Below are 20,513 nucleotides of genomic sequence, written 5' to 3'. Positions count from 1 at the left end.
TCACATCGCTTGGGATGGGAAACATGGACCATGAAAAAAGCGGCGCTGGAATCGAAGATTCACAGCGCCGCTTTAAGTGGGCCATACTGGGCTCGAACCAGTGACCTCTTGTGTGTCATACAAGCGCGCTAGCCAACTGCGCCAATGGCCCTACAGGCAAGTAAAATAGAATATCCACTCCAGCCAGTGATGCAATGCCCCCACCCTGCCACAGTGACAGGCTTCTTAAGAATCGACTGGCTAAAGCTGCTCACTGAGCCACTCCTATCTTGTTTAAAACGGGATCAGCCCTTCTAAAGCATTGCGGCCTTTGGGCATAGCCATTGCAGCAATGAGGGGGACAAGCTTCTTGAGAGACTGTGGTTCTACCCAGGCCTCACAAGATGCAATAGAGATCTACCTATAGAGGATATAAGGAGCATTGGCATGGAAACGACCGAAAAAACAAACGCCGCTGAATTCTGCACATCTGGTCCTCGCAAGACACATACGCATGGCCCTCACTGCGGCCATACCGCGATTGGCCACCAAAATCATGTTGACTACCTTGTCGACGGCCGCCTTGAGCATCAGTTCGATAGTGGCTGCGTTGCACACCAGATTGAAGTATCAGAGCTCAATCCAGATGTTTGTTGCCCGCTCAATGACTGCCAGTTAGAAGAGCATATCCATGGACCTAGCTGCGGACACGAAATGGTGCCCCATGGCGATCACTTCGACTATCTCGTCAACGGCAACCTTCATCATCCACATGAAGACCACTGCGACGACCACGGCCCCGTCAAAATTGGCATGGACGAACAAGCCAACTAGTGACCGACAATTTGATCCCCGAGTTTGATGACACCAGCTGTTAAAATCTCTGCGCAGAGACCGCCACGGTTGAGATAGCCCTCAACCACTGGCAGACCAGTGAGTTGTTGGAGATACTTACAAGGCTCACACAACATGGTGCCGCGCATACGAACTGAGCCTACGCTGAACTCACGATCGACCAGATCGTTGAGTGAAATGCCCTGCGTGACCACATTGCGTCGGGTCTCGGCGGGTGTCATAGAGGCCCCATAGACCTCATTAAAACGATCGACTTGTTCCTTCTCGATCAATGTAATCTGACGAAGATAAGCGCCGGGGCTCTCCCCCGCTGCATCTTTAAGTTTGCGATCTCCATGAATACCCTGGCCAGGAACCACTTGGGCCTGTTCATAGGCAATGGCTGGAACCCCTTGATCTGAAGCGAGATTGATCTCAATGATCTGACCGGCCATGTCCTGACTCCGATATGTTGCGCCCATACGTGCAGACAGATGAGCTGAACGACAGCAGACCGACTGCAGACCGACTGCAAATCAAACAGATTTTATCATGAAAACAAGCTTTTAGAGCGCTGGCGAAGTGAGCTTATTGAGATCACCTAATGCCAGTTCAGGAGGCGGCGCAGCGTCTGAGCTCGGCGCTGGAGACATAATCTCAAGCAGTGGCTCAAGGTGGCAGATTCGAGCGACGGTCAGCACTGCGGCAGAAGCGTGTACTTCAATGGCCACGTGCTCGTCACGCCCCAGTTGATAAAGACCTGCCAAGCACGCGATGAGCTTTGTGTCAGCCCGGACCACCTCTGCGAGATCAATCACCAAGACGCTCGGCTTGGATTCCAGGGCCAATCGACATCGGCGCCAAAAACGCCGTACTGAAGCCTCACTCGTCATATCCTGATCACTTGATGCCCGCTGGCTTTGGCACGTTTTTTCAGTGACGCCTCTTGATTCTGATGCCCGAAATCGCACTTCCATGTGTCCTTACTTTTTACGCGTCATTGACCGATCTCAGCGACCAAGTCAAAATGAAATAGGCCGCACTGGCCATCGGCGCCGTACGTCTAATGTACTTTTCGGCAAGATGACCATTCCACGCCAAGAAAACTTGGAGCGCCTCGGTGACACAACTGATGAGCCGTGTATAAGACCCCGCCCAGATTCCCTGACCACGCTTCTAGTATGACAGCGAACTGAGCTGTTACCAATGTTCATCTCGGGAAATAGCAGAGTTGTTGTGCTGTTCTTTGTTATCACACGGACCAGATAGACAACAACCGCCATGGATGCGAACATACGCCCGTAGGCAAGGTCTTTTGGAGGCGTTCCTGCGCGACCAAGGCAAAGAAATCCTGACAGAAAGGCTCCTCCAATATGTTCACGCTTGAAACTTGGCAGGCCTATATCGATGAACGCTACGGCGCCACTGATCTGGCACGCGGCCCATCCAAGACGTTTCTGTGGTTTATGGAGGAGGTCGGCGAACTGGCTGAAGCGCTGGCCCGACTCGAGCGTGGCGAAGAGGTCGAGAGCCTCTTGAGTGAAGAATTTGCTGATGTATTGGCCTGGTTAACCACCCTGGCCAATATCACCGGAGTTGATTTGAACAAAGCTGTCACAGATAAGTACATTGAAGATGGTGGACCTCAGGGCGTGAAATAGTAGTGAGCCTGCCCCATCAACAGAAGCAAACCTTGACTTGTCGCACAAGTCACACAAATGAATCGAATCAATAAATGGGACTTAAGAAGATCCAAGCTACTTTCACCGAGCTGAATTCTCAGTCGCGTGGGGGATTAATTCCGTTCGTGACAGGTGGCTACCCCACACTAGACGTGACTTCCAAGGTACTCCCTGTACTCCAGCAGTCAGGAGCCAGTCTGATCGAAGTCGGATTCCCCTTTTCAGATCCGATCGCCGATGGCCCCACGATTGCGGCGACCATGGCCGAGGTCCTCGACGCAGGCGTTCGCATCAGCCAAATAATGGATGCGGTGGCCACCGCCCGTCCCCATGTCAGTTGCCCCATTATTGCGATGGTTTCTTCATCACTTGTCTATCGCCACGGTCCCGAACCATTTCTTGCCGACTTAGTTAAGGCTGGATTTGATGGCCTGATTGTTCCAGATCTCGATCTCACCCAAGCACCTCGCTTGCGAGCCATGACTGACCAACATGAACTGGGCCTGATTCTTCTTGCTTCGGCAACAACCAGTGAAAAGCGGCTAGAGCAGATTGCACGAAGTAGTACGGGGTTCATCTATCTCCTGGCAAGGACTGGACTAACTGGAGAGCAGACCGAGGCCCCTGATATCAAACAGCCTCTATTGCGCCTCAGAGCCATCACCAAGACCCCAATTGCTGCTGGATTTGGTATCAGCACGCCTGATCATGTCAGTGCTGTTGTTGAGCATGCGGATGCGGCGATTGTCGGCTCTTCTCTGGTGCGAAGAATGGCTGAGGCAGAAGACCCACTTGCTGAGTCCGCTCAATACATCACTTCCCTCGCTTTGGCCGCTGCTGCGAAACAATAGGCAAATCATGGCCTCAAAAATTGCCTGTGGCCTTCAAGTCGGTTGCCGCCAGGCCCTGCAGAACGTACAAATATCACATCGCCAGAAAATAGCTTCCCCAGGAATGAGTCGGGGGCCATTTGAGCGACTGATGCCTGATAGGGTAAGCCCTGGTATCTGAAATCTCGGGGGGTACTCAGACGGCATTTCAAAATAGCCCAGAGACCACCTGCAAATCAAGGAGAGAAGCGAAGGTGAACCAACAAACCATGACTGATCGACATACTTCATTCGAAAATTTCGGTGATCAATTCGGCGTACTTACCTTTACTGGCGATGTCATGCTCCGGTGCCTTGACGCCAAAGTATTCGAGAAGCTCAATCGCACCATGGAACATGGCACTGCCCTGGATCCCGCCATTGCTAATCAGGTTGCTGACTCGATGAAAGAGTGGGCCCTCGAACACGGCTGTACACATTATTGCCACTGGTTCCAACCACTCAACGGCGCGACGGCAGAAAAACATGACGCGTTCTTATCTCCTCGCGCTGGTGGCGGTGCCATTGCAGAATTCTCTGGCGATATGTTGATTCGCGGCGAACCAGATGCAAGTTCTTTTCCAACTGGAGGCATCAGAGATACCTACGAAGCACGCGGCTATACCGCCTGGGATGCGACCAGCCCAGCCTTCATTCGAAAAACCGACACCAATTCAACCCTTTATATTCCAACCGCCTTTGTGAGCTGGACTGGAGAGGCACTGGACGAAAAGACACCCCTGCTGCGATCGATTCAAGCCATCAACTTACAAGCCATGCGCCTACTGAAGATCTTCGGGAGCGACGAAGGCGTGAGCAATGTGATCACCACGCTTGGTTGTGAGCAAGAGTATTTTCTGGTGGATGCCGAGCTTGCAGCAATGCGACCAGACCTCGTGATCTGTGGGCGCACGCTCCTTGGCGCTGCCGCACCCAAAGGGCACCAGCTCGATGACCACTACTTCGCTCATATTCCAGAACATGTACTGGCATTCATGGCTGATGCTGAAGAGAAGCTTTATCAACTGGGAATCCCGGTCAAAACCCGGCATAACGAAGTCGCCCCCGGCCAATTCGAGGTCGCTCCCAGTTTTGAAAATGCCAATGTGGCCGCAGACCATCAGATGCTGTTGATGCAGGTTTTAGAACGCACTGCACTCCAACACGGCTATCTTTGCTTACTTCATGAAAAGCCCTTTGCGGGCGTCAATGGCTCTGGAAAGCATAACAATTGGGCTATTGCCACTGACACTGGTAAAAACCTGCTCAAACCACGTACTGAACCCCATGACCAGCTTCAGTTTCTGACATTCTTAACGGCCGTGATACGCGCTGTTGATCTTCATGCTGACATGCTTCGCGCATCAATTGCCTCTGCCGGCAACGACCTGCGACTCGGTGGCAACGAGGCACCCCCTGCAATCATCTCTGTCTTCTTAGGCGAGATGCTCACAACGCTTCTTGATGAACTTCAAGCCGAGAAACCGCTGACAATGATCGGCAAGGGCCTGCTTGATCTTGGGCCAACCACCATGCCCGATCTGCCTCGTGATTCCGGAGATCGCAATCGCACCAGCCCATTTGCCTTTACGGGAAACAGGTTTGAATTCCGAGCAGTGGGATCAAGTGCATCAGTTGCCTGGCCAAACACGATTCTCAATACCATTATTGCTGAATCACTTGACTACATGGCCACTGAGCTTAGTAATCGCGTTAGCGAGAATGCCTCAAAAGAAGAGCTTCACAAAGTAGCGCTGACACTTCTTCGCGAGGTTCTCAAAAAGCACCGCGGCGTGTGCTTTGACGGAGATAACTATTCCGAAAAGTGGCACAAGGAAGCGGCCAAACGAAACCTGCCTATTCTTGAGGGCACCGCCGATGCACTACCAGTCATCGCCTCGAAAAAGTCTAAAGATCTATTCAATAAATACGAGGTACTCACGCCCCGAGAAGTCGATGCTCGAGTCAATGTGCTCTACGAAAGATTCTGCGGAATCGTCAATATTGAAGCCCGCACGTTGCTCTCGATGCTTCGCACCATGGTCATTCCGACGGCCGTTCGCCAACAGGCTGAGATTGCAGAAGCCGTAGCTGCATGTAAGGCTGCAGGCGTTGATGCCGCTGCATCGTCCACCGCCTTGGAACGAATCACGAACCGGATGTCTGACTTGAACACAGCAATCGATGAACTCCATAAGGCTGAAGAGACTGAAATCAGTTCTTTGGATGCGTATGCTCGCCATATCCATGATGTCTTGCTGCCAGCCATGGAGAAGGCACGAATCATCTCAGATAGCCTGGAAGAAATCGTCTCATATGACCTGTGGCCCTTACCAACCTATGCACAGATGCTCTTGTCGCCGAATGCCTAAATAAGGATGAGCGTTTTTGAACCTGGCGATAGCAAGGCACACGTAGGGAGGCCTCAGGCTGGAAGTATTGGGCGTTTTTGATCCAAGATAGACTTTTCTGTTACTTTTCCCCATTCTTGATTGGGCGGCGTGCTCAGATCATGTCCGATTCATCTCTGTTAATAGCTGAAGAAAACTATGACCGACGCCCCAGCCACCGAGAGTACCACCGAGACCACTGACGCCTCTGTCCCCGAAGTAAAGATCGAGGATCAAGGCCCTGCTCGCAAACGTCTGACGATTACGGTTTCAGCAGAAGCCATCCAAGACAAGATGCAAGACTCGCTGTCAGCAATGTCTCAGCAAGCGCAAGTTCCTGGCTTCCGAAAAGGCCATGTTCCCGCCAAACTTCTTGAAAAGCGGTTTGGAACTGCGATGCGCGACGAAACCAAAAATCAGGTCATCGCTGATGCCTATTCGAAGGCATTAGAAGCCAATGAACTTGAGCCGGTTGGAGAACCAGAACCAGATGATGCGATGAAGGAGCTTGCCATAGAAGATGGCAAACCCTTGGTCTTTTCAGTCACGGTTGAAGTGACCCCTGACTTCACGCTTCCAGCAATTGATGGCCTGAAATTACAGCGACCACTTCTTGAAATCAATGACAAACACATCGATGAAGAGCTCGAACGTCAGGCACTTCAGTCTGGCAGCGCAGAGCAGATCAATGATGGCATTGGGCCTGGTGACCGCGTACTGGGTCGCGTCTCAGCGACAATCAAGGATGCTGAAAAACCGTTCTTCAGTCATGATTCAGTTCCTGTACTGCTTCCCCGTGATGAGAAAAATGGACCACTGCTTGGCTTGATGATTGAAAATCTGGTTGATTTGTTTGCTGGGAAGAAAACTGGTGACGAAGTCATTATTGAGACCATCGGCCCCGAAGCCCACGAACAGGAAGAGCTTCGAGGCGCCGCCATCATCATTACATTCAATATTAAGGATGCACATCGCATCCATCCTGCAGAGATACAACAGATTGTTGATGCTTATGGCCTGGCAAGCGAAGCTGTTCTACGTGAGCAGATCCAACTTGCCCTAGAGCAGCGTCGTGATCAACAACAAGCTGCCGCACTACGCGATCAGGCAACCAAACAGTTCAGCGAACAAGTTGACTTTGAATTGCCTGAGGCGATGGCTGGCCGCCAAGCCGCTCGCTTGCTTGAGCAACAAGAAATGGAATTGCTACATCGCGGCGTACCTCAGGATGAAGTAGACATACGCATTGCTGAGCTTCGTTCAGAAGCTCAAGAGGTTGCTCGCAAGCGGCTCAAAACCTACTTCCTGCTGCGTCGACTTTCGAAGGACCAGGGCGTTGAGGTGTCGGAGTCTGAAATAAATGGCCGGATCGCTTCAATTGCAATTCAGCGGGGTCACCGCCCAGATCAGCTTCGCACTGAGCTGACCAATGCGGGCCGAATGGGCGAACTCGAAGAGACGCTCCGCCATGAGAAGGCTGGTGATGTACTTGTTGAGAAGGCAGATATCACGGATGTGACCATCGAGCAATGGCGTGAAATGAACGCAGAAGATGGTGCCACCTCTACAAAGAAAAAGACATCCACAACTGCGAGCAAGAAAAAGACCTCCGCAACTGCGAGCAAGAAAAAGACCACCGCAACTGCAAGCAAGAAAAAGACCACCAAGAAGACCACAAAGAAGACCACCAAAAAAACTGCTGACTGATCTCCATTATCACTGAGTGCAGGCATCAATGATGGGAGCTGCTACATCTCCGACTCCACCACCAAATGACGCCAGTACGTTGATTGGTCAGATTGTGCCATGGGCAATTGTGCTCATCGTGCTCCTTGTGATCGCTTTTTTTGGCCTCACTTGGCTGAGCCGTAGATTGGGACCAGACGACAGCCCTACTGAAAACATCGGATTCACCCTTCAAGATCTCAGGGCCATGCGAGATCGTGGAGAGCTCACTGAGCAAGAATTCCTGAAGGCTCGTAGCCATATGATTGAACAAGTTGACCCCCCTGCTCCTGCATCGAAGGATCCTGAATAAAAATAGCCATAGCAGGCGCAACGCTTCTTGAGTTCTAAGGGGATCTCTTGCTCAACTAACCCCGGCTGATAACGTCTGCTTATGAGTCATTTCGGCCAATAAACCATGCTGTAAGGCCTCATCCCATGCAGAAAGCCACTTTCTAGGCACCCGATCTGCCGCTCCGAGTTGGACATAGGGCTTACCTGTGGCACAATGAGCTAGATACTGGTGAAAAACAGCGATCCAGCGGCGACAGAGGTAGACTACGGAACATTGAGTCAGACTTTCGAACTTGGCGCTAGCAGGCCAGGGTGAATTTGAGATATCAGCAGCTTGCTGCTGTGAAGTGAGAGGGCTATCTAAAAATGTCACATGAAGACCTACTAGAGGCGCTCAATCGCCTGTCTCCCGGTGGCGAAGCTGTCGAAGCGGAAGCTGCAGGAGGCGATGGCCCACTCGGCTCAGGTCTGAAACCGAGTGGAGGCGGCGGAGATTCAGGTGACTCAGGTGGTGCCGGGGGCGGCAATGATGGTGATGATGGTGGCTTCCGTGGCCGCAAGGTGACCACTTGCTCCTTCTGTGGCAAGACTTCTCGTGAAGTTGGGCCAATGGTCGAAGGCCCCAATGACATCTACATCTGTTCGAATTGCACAGATCTTTGCCAGAACATCTTCCGGCAAGAACGCCGCCGCGTCAGTAGCGCACGCCCGTTGTTCTCTGCGATCCCCGTGCCTCGTGAGATTAAAGAGTTCCTAGATCAGTATGTCATCGGACAGCATCATGCAAAGAAAGCACTGTCTGTCTCAGTACATAATCACTACAAGCGCCTGACCCAGCTTGAAAACGAAGATTGCACTGTTGAGCTAGACAAATCAAATGTGTTATTGATCGGCCCAACTGGGACGGGAAAGACACTTCTAGCCAAGACGCTCGCACGCATACTCAATGTGCCCTTTGCAATCGGTGATGCCACCACGCTGACCGAGGCTGGCTATGTCGGTGAAGACGTTGAGAATCTACTACTCAAGCTGCTGCAGGCAGCTGACTATGACCTTGAAGCCGCTCAGCGTGGCATTATTTACATCGATGAAATCGATAAGATTGGCAAGACCTCCCAAAATGTCTCAATCACGCGAGACGTGTCGGGCGAGGGCGTACAGCAATCCCTGCTTAAAATGTTGGAAGGCGTTGTTGCCAATGTCCCGCCTCAAGGTGGCAGAAAACATCCTGAGCAGCAGTATATTCAGATGGACACGACTCAAATCTTGTTCATCTGTGGCGGCTCTTTCGATGGACTCACCGATCTGATTAGTCGTCGATTAGGACGGCAACGGATTGGTTTCAAATCTCTTACCAATGATGACCGGCAAGTCTCACATGACGACAAGATCCTGCATGAATCTGAGCTACTTTCACAGGTCGCAACAGAGGATGTGCTTCAGTTTGGACTCATTCCCGAGCTGATTGGCCGCTTGCCAGTGATTACACCACTGATGCCCCTGTCTGATGATGCCTTGGTCAGAATCCTCACGGAGCCCAAGAATGCATTGATCCGGCAGTACTACCACCTCTTCCATATCGAGGGAGCTGAACTGGAGTTCACCGATGATGCCCTGACCCTCTTCGCCCGAAGAGCTGTCGAGAGAGGAATGGGGGCTCGAGCTTTGCGAGCGATCTTGGACGAATTCATGCTCGATCTGATGTATGACCTGCCCGAGACTGGCAATAGTGGCCAGCGCTATGTAATCGATGCTGCGGCAATAGAACGCGAAGCTGATCTAGCCTCGCTGGCCGTACCCACTAAAGCCAAGGAATCGGCCTAGGATTGCTGAGATCAGCGCCGGGCCTTGCTCCAGACCAATCTGCCCCTATACTGCCAAATCGCAGTCAACCGACCACCCGATCGCCTGGGTGACCTGAGGAGCATGCTATGCCACGCCGATGCCATTTTACGGGCCTAAAGACACAATCTGGTGGACGCCGCATCTACAGAGGTCGTCCCAAGTATCAGGGCGGTATCGGCCTGAATGTGACGTCACGCACCAAGAGAACATTTAAACCAAATTTACAAAATGTTCGTGCGATCGTTGATGGCAAGCCAATGCGAGTTAAGGCCTCCACAAGAGCCATAAAGGCGGGCCTGGTCATCAAGCCACTTCGCCGTAAATATGGCTACACCAGACAACAACAGCAACAAGCTGCCGACTAAAAGCCCGCTTTTAGAGGCACCTCTTCTACGCTAACTCAACAAGTAAACATCTGGCATTTTGGCCAAGGACCGATATTTCTGGGCCTAAGTGAAGAAGATGTTCAAAAAATACGCCTCCTCAAGTTGACCTGAGCCGTGTTGGGCGTACCGTTGGAGTAAGAAAACCGCAATCCGACCCTAGGAGTCTTTGCCTCGGTTCAGCTGGTAGTTGATCTACCCTTTCCGAATTGGCTGCTCAAATACGATCGACGGTGCGGTTTATCAATCGAACGAACAGGGAGAAGTAAGCGTCATTGACGCGTCCGTGGGTACCACTTAGGTGGCATGGTTCGCGTGGTTGGTTTGTTCGATACAAAGAGCGTACTTGTTTGTAAATGTGATGATCGGATTCATCAAAACTAGAAACAGGTGTGGGGCGAGTTGGAAGCAAGCATTGGCATGGATGGTACCGAGCATGTTCCAGGGTTCTTGGCCAGATGGCCATATCGAGGTAGCTAAGCGTTGAGTTCTGAAACGGCACAGTCGGACGTTGATCGGGTTCGGCAAGCCACTGACTTAGTCCAGTTGATTGGCGAGCACGTTGCACTGACCCCCAAAGGTCGTGAGCACGTTGGCCTATGCCCTTTTCACGAGGATTCACGTCCATCGATGGCTGTTGTTACGCACAAAGGCAATGCATTTTATAAGTGCCATGCCTGCGGCGCCTCGGGCGATGCATTTACCTTCGTGACAGAGTACCTTCGACAGGATTTCCGAACCGCGTTGAAGATGCTGGCCAGCCGTGCTGGAATTCCACTCACAGATCGAGCAACACACCGTACCGCAGACACTTCTGCTCGGGACATGAAAGATACGCTTGAGAAAGCAGCCAAATTCTTCCAACGCAACCTTCGCGATAAAGTCTCTGGCGAAACAGCAAGAAAACATCTTGAAGCCCGTAGTGTAAGCAACGAGATGATTGAACAGTTTGGCATCGGAGTTGCTCCAGATGCCTGGGACGGCTTGATAAAGGCGGCAACCAGAGATGGCGCCACCCCACAACAATTGGAAGCTGCTGGACTTATTCGTGCCCGCAAAACCGGCTCTTCAGGCGGCCACTACGACACTTTCCGAAATCGTCTGATGTTTCCTATTCGCGATGAACTCGGAAACGATATCGCTTTTGGCGGCCGAATTCTCAACAAAGATGACGAACCCAAATACGTCAACAGCCCTGAGACTTCACTATTCAAAAAGTCACGCACACTCTACGGACTTGATTTGGCTCGCCGCAACATCATCAATATGGGCCAGGCCATTGTCACAGAGGGATATACCGATGTCATCGCTTGCCACCAAGCAGGCCTCACGAATGCGGTTGGGACCCTTGGAACGGCGCTGACGACTGAGCATGCAACGACATTGGCTCGACTGGCACCTCGCGTCGTGCTTATTTTCGATGGAGACCAAGCCGGACAGCGAGCTGCTGACCGAGCCGTTGAGGTATTCTTCTCCGCACCGGTCGATGTCTTCGTGTGCGAGCTGCCATCAGGCATGGATCCAGCAGACCTTCTGGAAACACCAGGTGGACAAACTCAGTTCCAAAAGCTGATCGATGATGCACAAGATGCATTGTCATTCAAGCTCAACCGACTCGACCATGCACTGACCGACGAACAATCGCTCTCAGGAAAACAACAGCTCATTGAACGTTCTATTGATGAACTCGCCAATCTTGGGCTTGCAAAGATGGCAGGCGTGCGACGGCATCTGGTGCTTGAACGTCTGGCTGAAATCATTGGCCTACCGACCAAGTCAATTGATCAGATGCTCGCTCAAGGGATTTCGAAGATACGCCCGTCAAATAAATCTGCCATTGACGTCAATACACCCAAGTCTCTGCTCACTGAACCCACGGCCAATTCAATTGACAGACCCCTCTCTCGAGCCCGCCGCGTCGCTGAACGCGAGCTCATTGCCAACCTGCTCTTCGAAACAGAGCTTGGATTGGACCTGATTTCGATTGATGATCGTGAAGACCGCGCCTTAGCAATCTTCCCTCCTGAGACCTTTGGTGATGAGATTATGAGAAGAATTGCCAGTGCATTAGATCGACTACTGAAAGTAGGCGTGCCTACGATGCAGCAGATCCTTGCCGATCTCGCCGAACATGATGACGACGCGGGACGAGCATTCGCTTCAGAGCTCTACTTCGAAGGCCAGCTTCAAGCCGATAGTTTTGAAGGCACCAGTCAAGAGCGGCTCGCTGCATGTATTGAAGCACTGGCCATGAGAATCCAACGCGATCAGATCGACCAACGCGTTGAACAACTGCATAGCACAGCCACTGCTGGAGCCGATAGCCCAGCAATGGCTAGAGAAGTCCTTAAAGAACTCCGCCGTCGCGGCCCTGACGCGGCAGCTATTTCACGAGGTGTAAGAACCTGACCTTTGATCCTGCCGTTCCCTGCCCCGTTCCTTGTTGGACCGGGAGCATCCGGCTCACTCTAGTTCGAACAACAAGGGAGTGCCCACGTGTCCGTAACGATTCCCGCCTTACATCCATCGCTTGCTCTACTCATTCAACGAAGTGTTGATCGAAAATGGGTAAGCTACGAAGAGCTCAATACCAGCTTACCTGACGAAATGGTTGATCCAGATTCACTGGATGAGATGATTGTCATAATGGAAGCATTGGGTGTTGAGTTTGTCGATCAGGAAACTGTTCGACTCAAAAACCTGGACACTGTCCTGGCCCCACTTCAGACCAACTTGAAATTTAAGCGTGACGTGCCAAGCCGTATTGGCGAAGAAGAGCCCGCCGCTTCGAATGAAAGTGAGGATACTGATGAGTCTTCCACAAACGAAAATCGCAGCAGCGATGATCCTCTGGCTGCCGAAGAAGAAGCCGTAGAACTTCTTGATGAAGCCGAAACACGGGCTGTCATCGAAGAGGCGATAGGCGCCAGTGGATCCAAGCGCATTGACGATCCAATCCGAATGTATCTCACTCAGATGGGCACCATCCCACTCCTGACCAGAGAAGAAGAAATTCGACTGGCCAAGAAGATCGAAACAACTCGAATGATCTTCCGTCGTCGCGTTCTAGAGTCTGACTATTCTGTTCAGCAAGCAGTAGATACGCTACAGCAGGTCCATGAAGGCCAACTGCCCTTTGACCGAACAATGCGAATCTCAACTGCAGAAGCAAATGCAAAAGAGAAAATTGCACGCCGGATCCCCGTCAATCTCAAGACCATCCGTCGCCTCTTAGAGATCAACAGAGTGGCATGGGACAAATTGCAATCCGAGAGCCTAAGTGCTCGGCAACATTCGCAACTTGAAATGGAAATCTTGTCTAGACGACGACGCATGGCGGTACTTGTTGAAGAGTGCTACTTACGGACCGCACGAATTCAACCGTTGCTCAGGCGGCTTCAATCATTGAACCGAAAAATGCATCAGCTCAAACGAGATCTTGCTAAAGCTGAGCGATATCCAAATCGCTTTGATCCTGAAGATGTACTCGTGATGGAAGAGGAACTGGCTGGAATCAGCGATATGATTCTTGAGACGCCAACAACTCTTATCTCTCGAATTGCTCGCATCGAAAGTGTCTTTAATGAATATGAGCAAGCAAAGCGAGATCTTTCTGGCGGCAACCTTCGACTGGTTGTCTCTATTGCCAAGAAGTATCGCAACCGTGGCCTGCCCTTCCTTGACATTATCCAAGAGGGCAACACTGGACTGATGAGAGCTGTGGACAAGTATGAATACAGACGAGGCTATAAGTTCTCAACCTACGCAACATGGTGGATTCGCCAGGCAATTACACGAGCAATTGCAGATCACGCGCGAACGATTCGTGTTCCAGTACACATGATTGAAACCATGTCAAAGTTACGCACTATCCAGAAGCACCTGCTTCAGGAAATGGGCAGAGAACCAACCATAGAAGAACTTGCCCTGCGAGCGAAGATGAACGTTGACGAAACTCGTCGCGTTATGAAGATTTCTCGCCACCCGATCAGCCTTGATCGACCGGTGGGTGAAACAGAAGATTCACACTTTGGCGATTTCATTGAGGATGAGCGGCAAGAAACACCTTCTGATACAGCCACCAGCGAAATGCTACGTGAGCGAATCAACGATGTCCTCAAGACATTGACTTACCGTGAACGTGAGATTCTCAAGCTGCGTTATGGCATCGGCGATGGTTACACCTACACGCTAGAAGAGGTAGGCCGAATCTTTAAGGTCACCAGAGAACGCGTTCGACAGGTGGAATCAAAAGCGATCCGAAAGCTTCAACATCCGGTCCGAAAACGCCGTCTGGCAAACTTTCTTGGTGGGCCTGGAGAAGAAACCGAATAGATCCAGTGACAACTTTCATAAAAAAACGACGCCAACCGGCGTCGTTTTTTTTATGCCTTTAGCGAGATACAGGAATAGTGAGTACGGGCGCCGCACCTTGAACACTTCCTGATTGCAGATCCATAAAGAGATCAACTAACAAGAACGTGGTCTTCGAATCCAGATCATCATCTGCAATGTAGTACCAGTTACCTCGGTAAAAAACAGCCACATAGGCGTTTTCCGGCTTGGTCGGACTCCAACGAATATCTATCAAGTCTCCACTCAGTTGATCCCACTCAAATACTTCACCATCTAGGTTCCGCGTGACTGTCACAAGACCATCTTCAATCGCCTCTGGTGGCACCTCAACTGACTGAGACACGTAAAACAGAATGTCATTCATTGACCGAGTGACCATCGTAAGTGTCTGATTATCTGCATAACCCACGGCATAAATGACCGGTATATCAACGGCATCGCCAGAGATACCCAGAAGATCTCGCAGCATGCGCAATCGCTGAAGATCACCAGCCTTTTCATGATTAAGAACAAGTCGCAATTGAGCCTGCCCTTTTGTTCCGTAAGACCACTCAATCACACGATTACGCTGAAGTACTTCAAGCAGCTTTGACGCACGCAAGAAGTCCTCAAACGCTGGCTGAAGATCTGGCGTTGGCCCAGCTGCAGGCGAAGCATTTTGAAGATCATTGAGCTCTTGGACCGCCAAGCGCATAACTCGATCGACTGACCAGCCAGACTGCAAAAGAAGAAGCATCGTCTCGAGCGGAACCGGCGTTAACATCTGGCGAACAAAAGCCTCGCCAGAAAGTGGTGAGTAGGTAATGGTCGGATTCTCAGAATAGGTGCCACCCAAACTCAAAGGCACCAGGTTTCCGTTCACTGTTTGTGGTGAGGCGCCCGCTCGAAAATTGAGCCCCATGGTCCCTGAGAACTGTGGATTGGAAGAGATGCTGGTGATCTGCAGAAAACTGGGACGATCACGGTACCGCATCCTCACTAAGTTCAATAAGAGCATCGAAGACTGGCTATCACCGACTGCTCTGTTGAACTTCTCACGACCATCGGAGATCGCCCGGGGACCAAGTTCACAGCCCGCAAATAGTGCCAAGACGAAAACAACTACACCCGTTTTAAGGGCTGCCCCTGGTTTCCGGTGGCAATCTCTACTGCTACGCATAGATGGGTTCCTATTCCAGAAAAGTCTGTATGCTGCGAGGAAAGTCCCGACGCTAGGGCGAGATACGACCAGTCTAACCAGCCTTTCTAGCGGCCTGCAAGGCGATGAGACCCTCCAAACTCATGAAACTGAAAGACTGCTAGACTCTGGACAATACAGAACCCCCTGAGAACACGAATATGCCAGACTGGAAAATGCTTATCGACTTCAAGATCACCCTGGAGCACAAGCCCGGAGCGGTCGCCTCATTTGCTGCTCGGCTTCGTGAAGCGGATGTCATTTTACTTGGGCTCAGTGGGCATGCCGAGCAAGAATCAACGGCGGTTTTTCACTGTATTCCTGAGCGAGCTGATCAATTCCGCAGCTTCCTGCGATCAACTGATATTCCCCATGAAGAAGGATCTGTCCTTTTTATTGGTGGCGCCAACCGCGGCGATGCCATGATTCGGACACTCGAGATGATCGCCTCTGCAAACTTGAATCTCGTGGGGCTTGATGCCGTCACGATCGAGGGAGAGTTCGGATACTTTATCTGGGCTCAGCCACAAGATTGGGCGAAACTACGCGAGGTCCTTAGCTAGCAGGTTAAATCCATTGCCGCGAGCTGCTCAACAATGACCGAAACCAGTGACTCCGGCTCTGGCATCCGACCTGGGCCAACAGCACGGCAGGCCTGCCACCCAATTTCTGGCTCGATGACTATAAAACCATCCTCACGCAAGACCGCTAGATTCCGTTGAGTTGCAGGCTGATTGAGCATGACTTCATTCATTGATGGCGCAACAAGAACCCGCTGCTGCCTACGGTCAATAGCTGAACAAACAAGACTCACCACATCATCTGCCTGCCCATTTGCCAGACGCGAAAGCATATTCATGCTACACGGTGCAATCAACATCACCGCAGTTTCTCGAGCTAATGCAATGTGCTGTGGATCATGTGATTCGACTTGACTCCAAGGGTCGGTGTAAACAGCCCTACCCGAGAGCGCTTCGAAAGTCAGCGGACCAACAAAGTGGGTTGCTGCTGGCGTCATTAACACCGTGACATCTGCGCCGCCTTGTACAAGACGACTGACCAGAGCAGCGGTCTTATATGCTGCAATGCCACCACACACACCAACCAGTACACGACGGCCGATGAGCGACTCATCAATTTGAGCTGCAGTATGACTAGTAGTTCGACCAGCCGCTGCCATGAGGGCTACTCACTCACTGCCACTTCTATGACTTCGCCGGCCGACCAGTCCATCGTGATCTTGTCCTGCATAATCTCTTCGATCACGAGTTCTAGATCCGTGCGACCGTCGCGCTCGATCAAAGGCCGAGCCCCATCAATCACCAATTCACGGAGCCGTCGTTGGATGAGGGCGCAGAGTTTGAATCGGCCACCGACTTTTTTTACGATCTCATCGCTTTTGAGCGCTTCAATCATCGGAGATATCGCTCCAGTTAAGTTCCAAGGGACCGCTCAAAATGCCAATCAACAAACAGAAGATCAGCAGCCTTGGGCTATTGAGCCCGATAGCCCGGTCCAAAATAAAGAATTCAATTCAATCAAGAATCAAGCAGTGTATCGCCCAAATCCAGTTCAGTCGACCCCTACGGCCTCTCATGGCCTAAAAACGGATTTCTCAGAGTAACTCTCCACCCCCAGGCACCCCACCTGCCGATATCGTCAGCTGAGCCACAAAAGTGGCCAGGAACCACCCTTTTTCAGACTGCTAGCCAAACATGCATATCACCCTATCAAGCAGACTTCGCCGGATAGGTACGCGTCTCCATCTACGTCGCGATTGGTACCTAGTTCTCCTGGCCACGCTCATTGGCCTTCTGATGGCGTGTGTATCAACTGCCTTCATCTATCCGCTGAGAGTGGTTGAATCCTGGGGTAATCCCCTGACCAATGAGCACACGCTCAAGGAAGGCTTTAATACCGGACTCCTTTTGTTTGTCATCTTTGCACCAACCGTTGGCGGCCTTATTACAGGATGGCTCACCTGTGTCATCGTTCCCAGCCTTGCCGGACCTGGCGTACCAACAGTGCTCTATGCCATTCACCGCCGCAGAGCTCGGCTTGATCCGCGCCTCGCACTTCGCAAATGGTTAACCGCAACCAGTACCATCGCAAGCGGTGGCTCGGCAGGTGCTGAGGGTCCGATTGTCACGATTGGCTCTGCGATTGGATCCGGCATTGGAAGGTTGATGCGCATAGGCACCCAGAATACGACAACGCTTATCGGCTGCGCCGCTTCTGCCGGCATCGCCAGTGTATTTAATGCACCTATTGCAGGCATCTTCTTCGTGATGGAAATTCTGTTACGCGACTTCTCGCTCAGAACATTTACACCAATTGTCATTGCATCAGTAATGGCATCTGCGCTGACACAATACTGGTTTGGCACGGGGGCGCTATTCGATCCAGGTGAAGCCCTCAGTGAAGTACAGCTTGGCTTTGCAATGTGGGAACTGCCCAACTATCTCATTCTTGGTTGCCTTTGTGGCCTCATTGCATCCTGCTTTATCCGTGCATTGGTCTGGTCGGAGCAGAAGTTCGGAAAAGCACCCGTACCCGCCATGCTTCGTCCAGCCATTGGGGGAGCCTTGCTCAGCATTCTTGGAGTCACATACATCTTGGTCACTACCGAGAATGCTGAGATGCCACCATTTTTTGGCAATGGCTATCTTGTTATTGATGACGTGCTGAGTCACGCCTCCCAGGTGCCTTCCCTTATGTGGAAGGTGCTGGGACTCTTACTCGCATTAGGCGCCCTAAAATTCATCGCAACCTGTCTTACTGTCGGCTCTGGCGGTAGCGGCGGCCTCTTCGCTCCATCACTTCTGATTGGCGCTGCAATAGGCGCTGGCATCGGCATCCTCGTGAATCTACTTGGCTTATCTGAAATAGGCATTCCACCTGCCAACCCAGTGAATTATGCACTGGTAGGCATGGCGGCCATGCTCGCTGGAACGACCCATGCACCTTTGACCGCCATTCTCATCGTCTATGAACTCACACGTAGCTATGAGATTATTTTGCCACTCATGTTTGCGGCGGTCATTAGCACCATTATTGGAAGACTCTTGTTTAGCGAAAGCATGTATTCTGTTCGACTTACGCAGCGTGGCGTGCGCCTCGGACGCATGAGTGACCTGACGCTTTTAAGAAGACTCTGCGTCGATGACGTCGTCATACCAAAGGCAACAACAGTGCTCATCGACGATACAGCCCAAACGCTTATTGAGCTGACCGAGCAAGATGGCACCACTGACTTCATTATCACGGATAAAGATGGACACTATCGAGGCATTGTGACCGGAGACGACCTCCGTGAGACACTTGTATACCGAGAAGCCATTCCGCTCTTACAAGTCAGTGAAATCATGCGACGCGATCTACCCACTGTTGACCCTAGCGAGACGCTTGATGTAGTGATGGCTAAATTTGCCAGATATGAAGTGGATGCACTTGCCGTCATCGGCGATCATGAAGAGCCTCTTGGACTACTCTCTCGTGCCCAGCTCATGACGACTTACCAAACGGCGCTTAGCCAGGACTGATCTCATGGCCGCTTCACCACTCGATAATCTATCTGATACAGCGTCGTCGCCCCCCCACCGACCCTCGCCTTGCTTTCCTAAATCCAAGCGATTACTTCATAAGCGAGACTTTGATCGAATTTATAAAGAGGGGCAAGGCATGACCTGCCATCCCCTTCGCATCATCACTCAGCCTAACGAACACCCAGACAATCGCTTAGGGCTTGCCGTACCAAAACGAATCATTGGCGGCGCTGTTGCTCGCAACCGCATCCGTCGATGTCTTCGCGAGGCCTTTCGGCATCTCCAATGGGATTGCCAGACCCGGTATGATGTCATGATTATTGTTCAAGCCAACGAGACCTTGGCACCTCATGACTACCAAAGACTTATTATTCACGGCATGACCAAGCTGCATCAACGATGGAACAAGAAGAACAAGTCAATCTGACCAGTGGCAAGATTGTCTTACCAGAGCTTCAGCACAGCCAGAACACGACATCAACACCTGACGGGTGGTGTGCTCGCATGCTGATCTCGATGGTGCGAGCATACCAAGCAACATTTGCTAGTTTTATGGGTGGGCACTGCCGCTTCCAACCAACCTGCTCTGTGTATTCCATCGATGCCCTCAAGACGCATGGGGCAAGGCGGGGCGTTTGGCTCACGATCAAGCGGCTCTGCCGCTGCCATCCTCTTGGTGGATTTGGATATGATCCCGTCCCCCCCAACAAACAAACTTCTTCCGCTGATCTGAATTCTCACGAAGGAACAAACACACCATGACCTGGTCACTGCCTCCGGCTATATTTGCGATCGGAAAAAACTACGCCGAACATGCCAAAGAGATGGGCGGCACACCTCCAGACAAACCAACTGTGTTCATGAAGAACCCAGCATCTGTGATCTCAAATGGCGAAGATATTGTAATCCCATCAATCTGCCTCGAACCACACACACAAACTGATTATGAAGGCGAACTTGCTGTCATCATTGGAAGAGATACAAAAGACGTCAAAGAAGCTGACGCACTGGATTGCATAAGTGGCTATGCGGTCGCCAATGACGTGACCGCACGCTGGTGGCAAAAACAAGGGAGTGGTGGCCAATGGGTCCGTGGCAAAAGCTTTGATACATTCTGCCCACTCAGTGAACCGGTACCTGCCGCCCACATTGCACCCCAAGATCTGACGATTACAACGCGGGTGAATGGCGTCATGGTTCAGGACGATTCCACAAACAATATGATCTTCTCTGTGGCAGCACTGATTGCAACGCTTTCAACAGGAATCACGCTCCTCAAAGGCACCGTCATATTAACTGGCACACCAGCTGGCGTTGGCCATGCGAAGTCACCACCAAGCTATTTAGAAAACGGTGACGTTGTTGAGATTGAAATTAAAAAGATCGGACTTCTTCGAAATACCGTCCGCTCAGCCGCCAGCGTCAATAAATAGA

At 51.5% G+C, this 20,513-nt stretch carries 21 protein-coding genes and 1 tRNA gene; 15 read left to right on the top strand and 7 right to left on the bottom strand.

Annotated features, from left to right (window positions below):
• Positions 1-77 precede the first annotated feature (77 nt).
• Positions 78-151 (bottom strand) — tRNA-Val (locus tag P8J86_09930).
• A 275-nt stretch (positions 152-426) separates the two neighbouring features.
• On the opposite strand from P8J86_09930, the gene P8J86_09925 reads away from it, so the two are divergent.
• A complete protein-coding gene (locus P8J86_09925) occupies positions 427-813 on the top strand; it encodes a hypothetical protein (GenBank protein MDG2055013.1) in 387 nt (128 codons plus the stop codon).
• Here P8J86_09925 and P8J86_09920 read toward each other — a convergent pair.
• Entirely contained in the window at positions 810-1,268 is a 459-nt protein-coding gene (locus tag P8J86_09920; protein ID MDG2055012.1) for an MOSC domain-containing protein, read from the bottom strand. The two genes, P8J86_09925 and P8J86_09920, sit on opposite strands and share 4 nt — an antisense overlap.
• A gap of 111 nt (positions 1,269-1,379) precedes the next feature.
• A complete protein-coding gene (locus P8J86_09915) occupies positions 1,380-1,790 on the bottom strand; it encodes a hypothetical protein (GenBank protein MDG2055011.1) in 411 nt (136 codons plus the stop codon).
• 396 nt (positions 1,791-2,186) lie between these two features.
• On the opposite strand from P8J86_09915, the gene P8J86_09910 reads away from it, so the two are divergent.
• The 7 genes from P8J86_09910 to rpmB all read left to right on the top strand — a co-directional run bounded on the left by P8J86_09910 (position 2,187) and on the right by rpmB (position 9,983).
• Complete coding sequence (locus P8J86_09910; GenBank protein MDG2055010.1) at positions 2,187-2,474, top strand: MazG nucleotide pyrophosphohydrolase domain-containing protein; 288 nt, start codon at positions 2,187-2,189, stop codon at positions 2,472-2,474.
• 74 nt (positions 2,475-2,548) lie between these two features.
• Entirely contained in the window at positions 2,549-3,346 is a 798-nt protein-coding gene (gene trpA / locus P8J86_09905; GenBank protein ID MDG2055009.1) for a tryptophan synthase subunit alpha, read from the top strand.
• A 233-nt stretch (positions 3,347-3,579) separates the two neighbouring features.
• On the top strand, positions 3,580-5,736 hold the full coding sequence (locus P8J86_09900) for a glutamine synthetase III (GenBank protein ID MDG2055008.1): 2,157 nt from the start codon (positions 3,580-3,582) through the stop codon (positions 5,734-5,736).
• 177 nt (positions 5,737-5,913) lie between these two features.
• Positions 5,914-7,461 carry a trigger factor gene (gene tig, locus P8J86_09895; protein ID MDG2055007.1) on the top strand — a complete coding sequence of 516 codons (1,548 nt, stop codon included), beginning with the start codon at positions 5,914-5,916 and terminating at the stop codon, positions 7,459-7,461.
• A gap of 28 nt (positions 7,462-7,489) precedes the next feature.
• The gene (locus P8J86_09890; protein ID MDG2055006.1) at positions 7,490-7,792 is read left to right on the top strand and encodes an SHOCT domain-containing protein; all 303 of its coding nucleotides are present in this window, start codon (positions 7,490-7,492) and stop codon (positions 7,790-7,792) included.
• A 347-nt stretch (positions 7,793-8,139) separates the two neighbouring features.
• A complete protein-coding gene (gene clpX, locus P8J86_09885) occupies positions 8,140-9,597 on the top strand; it encodes an ATP-dependent Clp protease ATP-binding subunit ClpX (protein MDG2055005.1) in 1,458 nt (485 codons plus the stop codon).
• A gap of 107 nt (positions 9,598-9,704) precedes the next feature.
• Entirely contained in the window at positions 9,705-9,983 is a 279-nt protein-coding gene (gene rpmB / locus P8J86_09880; protein MDG2055004.1) for a 50S ribosomal protein L28, read from the top strand.
• A 235-nt stretch (positions 9,984-10,218) separates the two neighbouring features.
• On the opposite strand, the gene P8J86_09875 is transcribed toward rpmB, so the two are convergent.
• Positions 10,219-10,629: a hypothetical protein gene (locus tag P8J86_09875; GenBank protein ID MDG2055003.1), complete on the bottom strand. Its 411-nt coding sequence runs from the start codon at positions 10,627-10,629 to the stop codon at positions 10,219-10,221.
• On the opposite strand from P8J86_09875, the gene dnaG reads away from it, so the two are divergent.
• Both dnaG and rpoD read left to right on the top strand, forming a co-directional pair.
• Complete coding sequence (gene dnaG / locus P8J86_09870) at positions 10,548-12,410, top strand: DNA primase (GenBank protein MDG2055002.1); 1,863 nt, start codon at positions 10,548-10,550, stop codon at positions 12,408-12,410. The genes P8J86_09875 and dnaG overlap by 82 nt on opposite strands.
• Before the next feature lie 87 nt (positions 12,411-12,497).
• The gene (rpoD, locus tag P8J86_09865) at positions 12,498-14,336 is read left to right on the top strand and encodes an RNA polymerase sigma factor RpoD (protein MDG2055001.1); all 1,839 of its coding nucleotides are present in this window, start codon (positions 12,498-12,500) and stop codon (positions 14,334-14,336) included.
• Positions 14,337-14,394: 58 nt separating this feature from the next.
• Here rpoD and P8J86_09860 read toward each other — a convergent pair whose 3' ends face one another.
• Positions 14,395-15,516, bottom strand: coding sequence for a hypothetical protein (locus P8J86_09860; GenBank protein ID MDG2055000.1), 1,122 nt, complete (start codon positions 15,514-15,516; stop codon positions 14,395-14,397).
• 179 nt (positions 15,517-15,695) lie between these two features.
• Between P8J86_09860 and P8J86_09855 the strand changes: the two genes are divergently transcribed.
• Entirely contained in the window at positions 15,696-16,097 is a 402-nt protein-coding gene (locus P8J86_09855; protein MDG2054999.1) for a hypothetical protein, read from the top strand.
• On the opposite strand, the gene P8J86_09850 is transcribed toward P8J86_09855, so the two are convergent.
• Together P8J86_09850 and P8J86_09845 are read right to left on the bottom strand one after the other, a co-directional pair.
• Positions 16,094-16,714, bottom strand: a complete 621-nt coding sequence (locus P8J86_09850) for a flavoprotein (protein ID MDG2054998.1) — start codon at positions 16,712-16,714, stop codon at positions 16,094-16,096. The two genes, P8J86_09855 and P8J86_09850, sit on opposite strands and share 4 nt — an antisense overlap.
• A gap of 5 nt (positions 16,715-16,719) precedes the next feature.
• Entirely contained in the window at positions 16,720-16,950 is a 231-nt protein-coding gene (locus tag P8J86_09845; protein ID MDG2054997.1) for a DNA-directed RNA polymerase subunit omega, read from the bottom strand.
• 299 nt (positions 16,951-17,249) lie between these two features.
• Between P8J86_09845 and P8J86_09840 the strand changes: the two genes are divergently transcribed.
• The 4 genes from P8J86_09840 to P8J86_09825 are packed head-to-tail and all read left to right on the top strand — an operon-like array spanning position 17,250 to position 20,512.
• Entirely contained in the window at positions 17,250-19,076 is a 1,827-nt protein-coding gene (locus P8J86_09840) for a chloride channel protein (GenBank protein MDG2054996.1), read from the top strand.
• Between the two features lie 4 nt (positions 19,077-19,080).
• Positions 19,081-19,506, top strand: a complete 426-nt coding sequence (rnpA, locus tag P8J86_09835; GenBank protein ID MDG2054995.1) for a ribonuclease P protein component — start codon at positions 19,081-19,083, stop codon at positions 19,504-19,506.
• The gene (gene yidD / locus P8J86_09830; GenBank protein ID MDG2054994.1) at positions 19,479-19,841 is read left to right on the top strand and encodes a membrane protein insertion efficiency factor YidD; all 363 of its coding nucleotides are present in this window, start codon (positions 19,479-19,481) and stop codon (positions 19,839-19,841) included. Before rnpA ends, yidD begins: the two co-directional genes overlap by 28 nt.
• Positions 19,838-20,512 (top strand): fumarylacetoacetate hydrolase family protein, encoded by a 675-nt coding sequence (locus tag P8J86_09825; GenBank protein MDG2054993.1) that lies wholly within the window; start codon positions 19,838-19,840, stop codon positions 20,510-20,512. Before yidD ends, P8J86_09825 begins: the two co-directional genes overlap by 4 nt.
• Position 20,513 lies beyond the last annotated feature (1 nt).

The sequence above is a fragment of the Phycisphaerales bacterium genome, from assembly GCA_029268515.1.
In the GTDB taxonomy this organism is placed as follows: Bacteria; Planctomycetota; Phycisphaerae; order Phycisphaerales; family SM1A02; genus JAQWNP01.
This window is presented reverse-complemented; position numbering and strand designations above follow the sequence as displayed.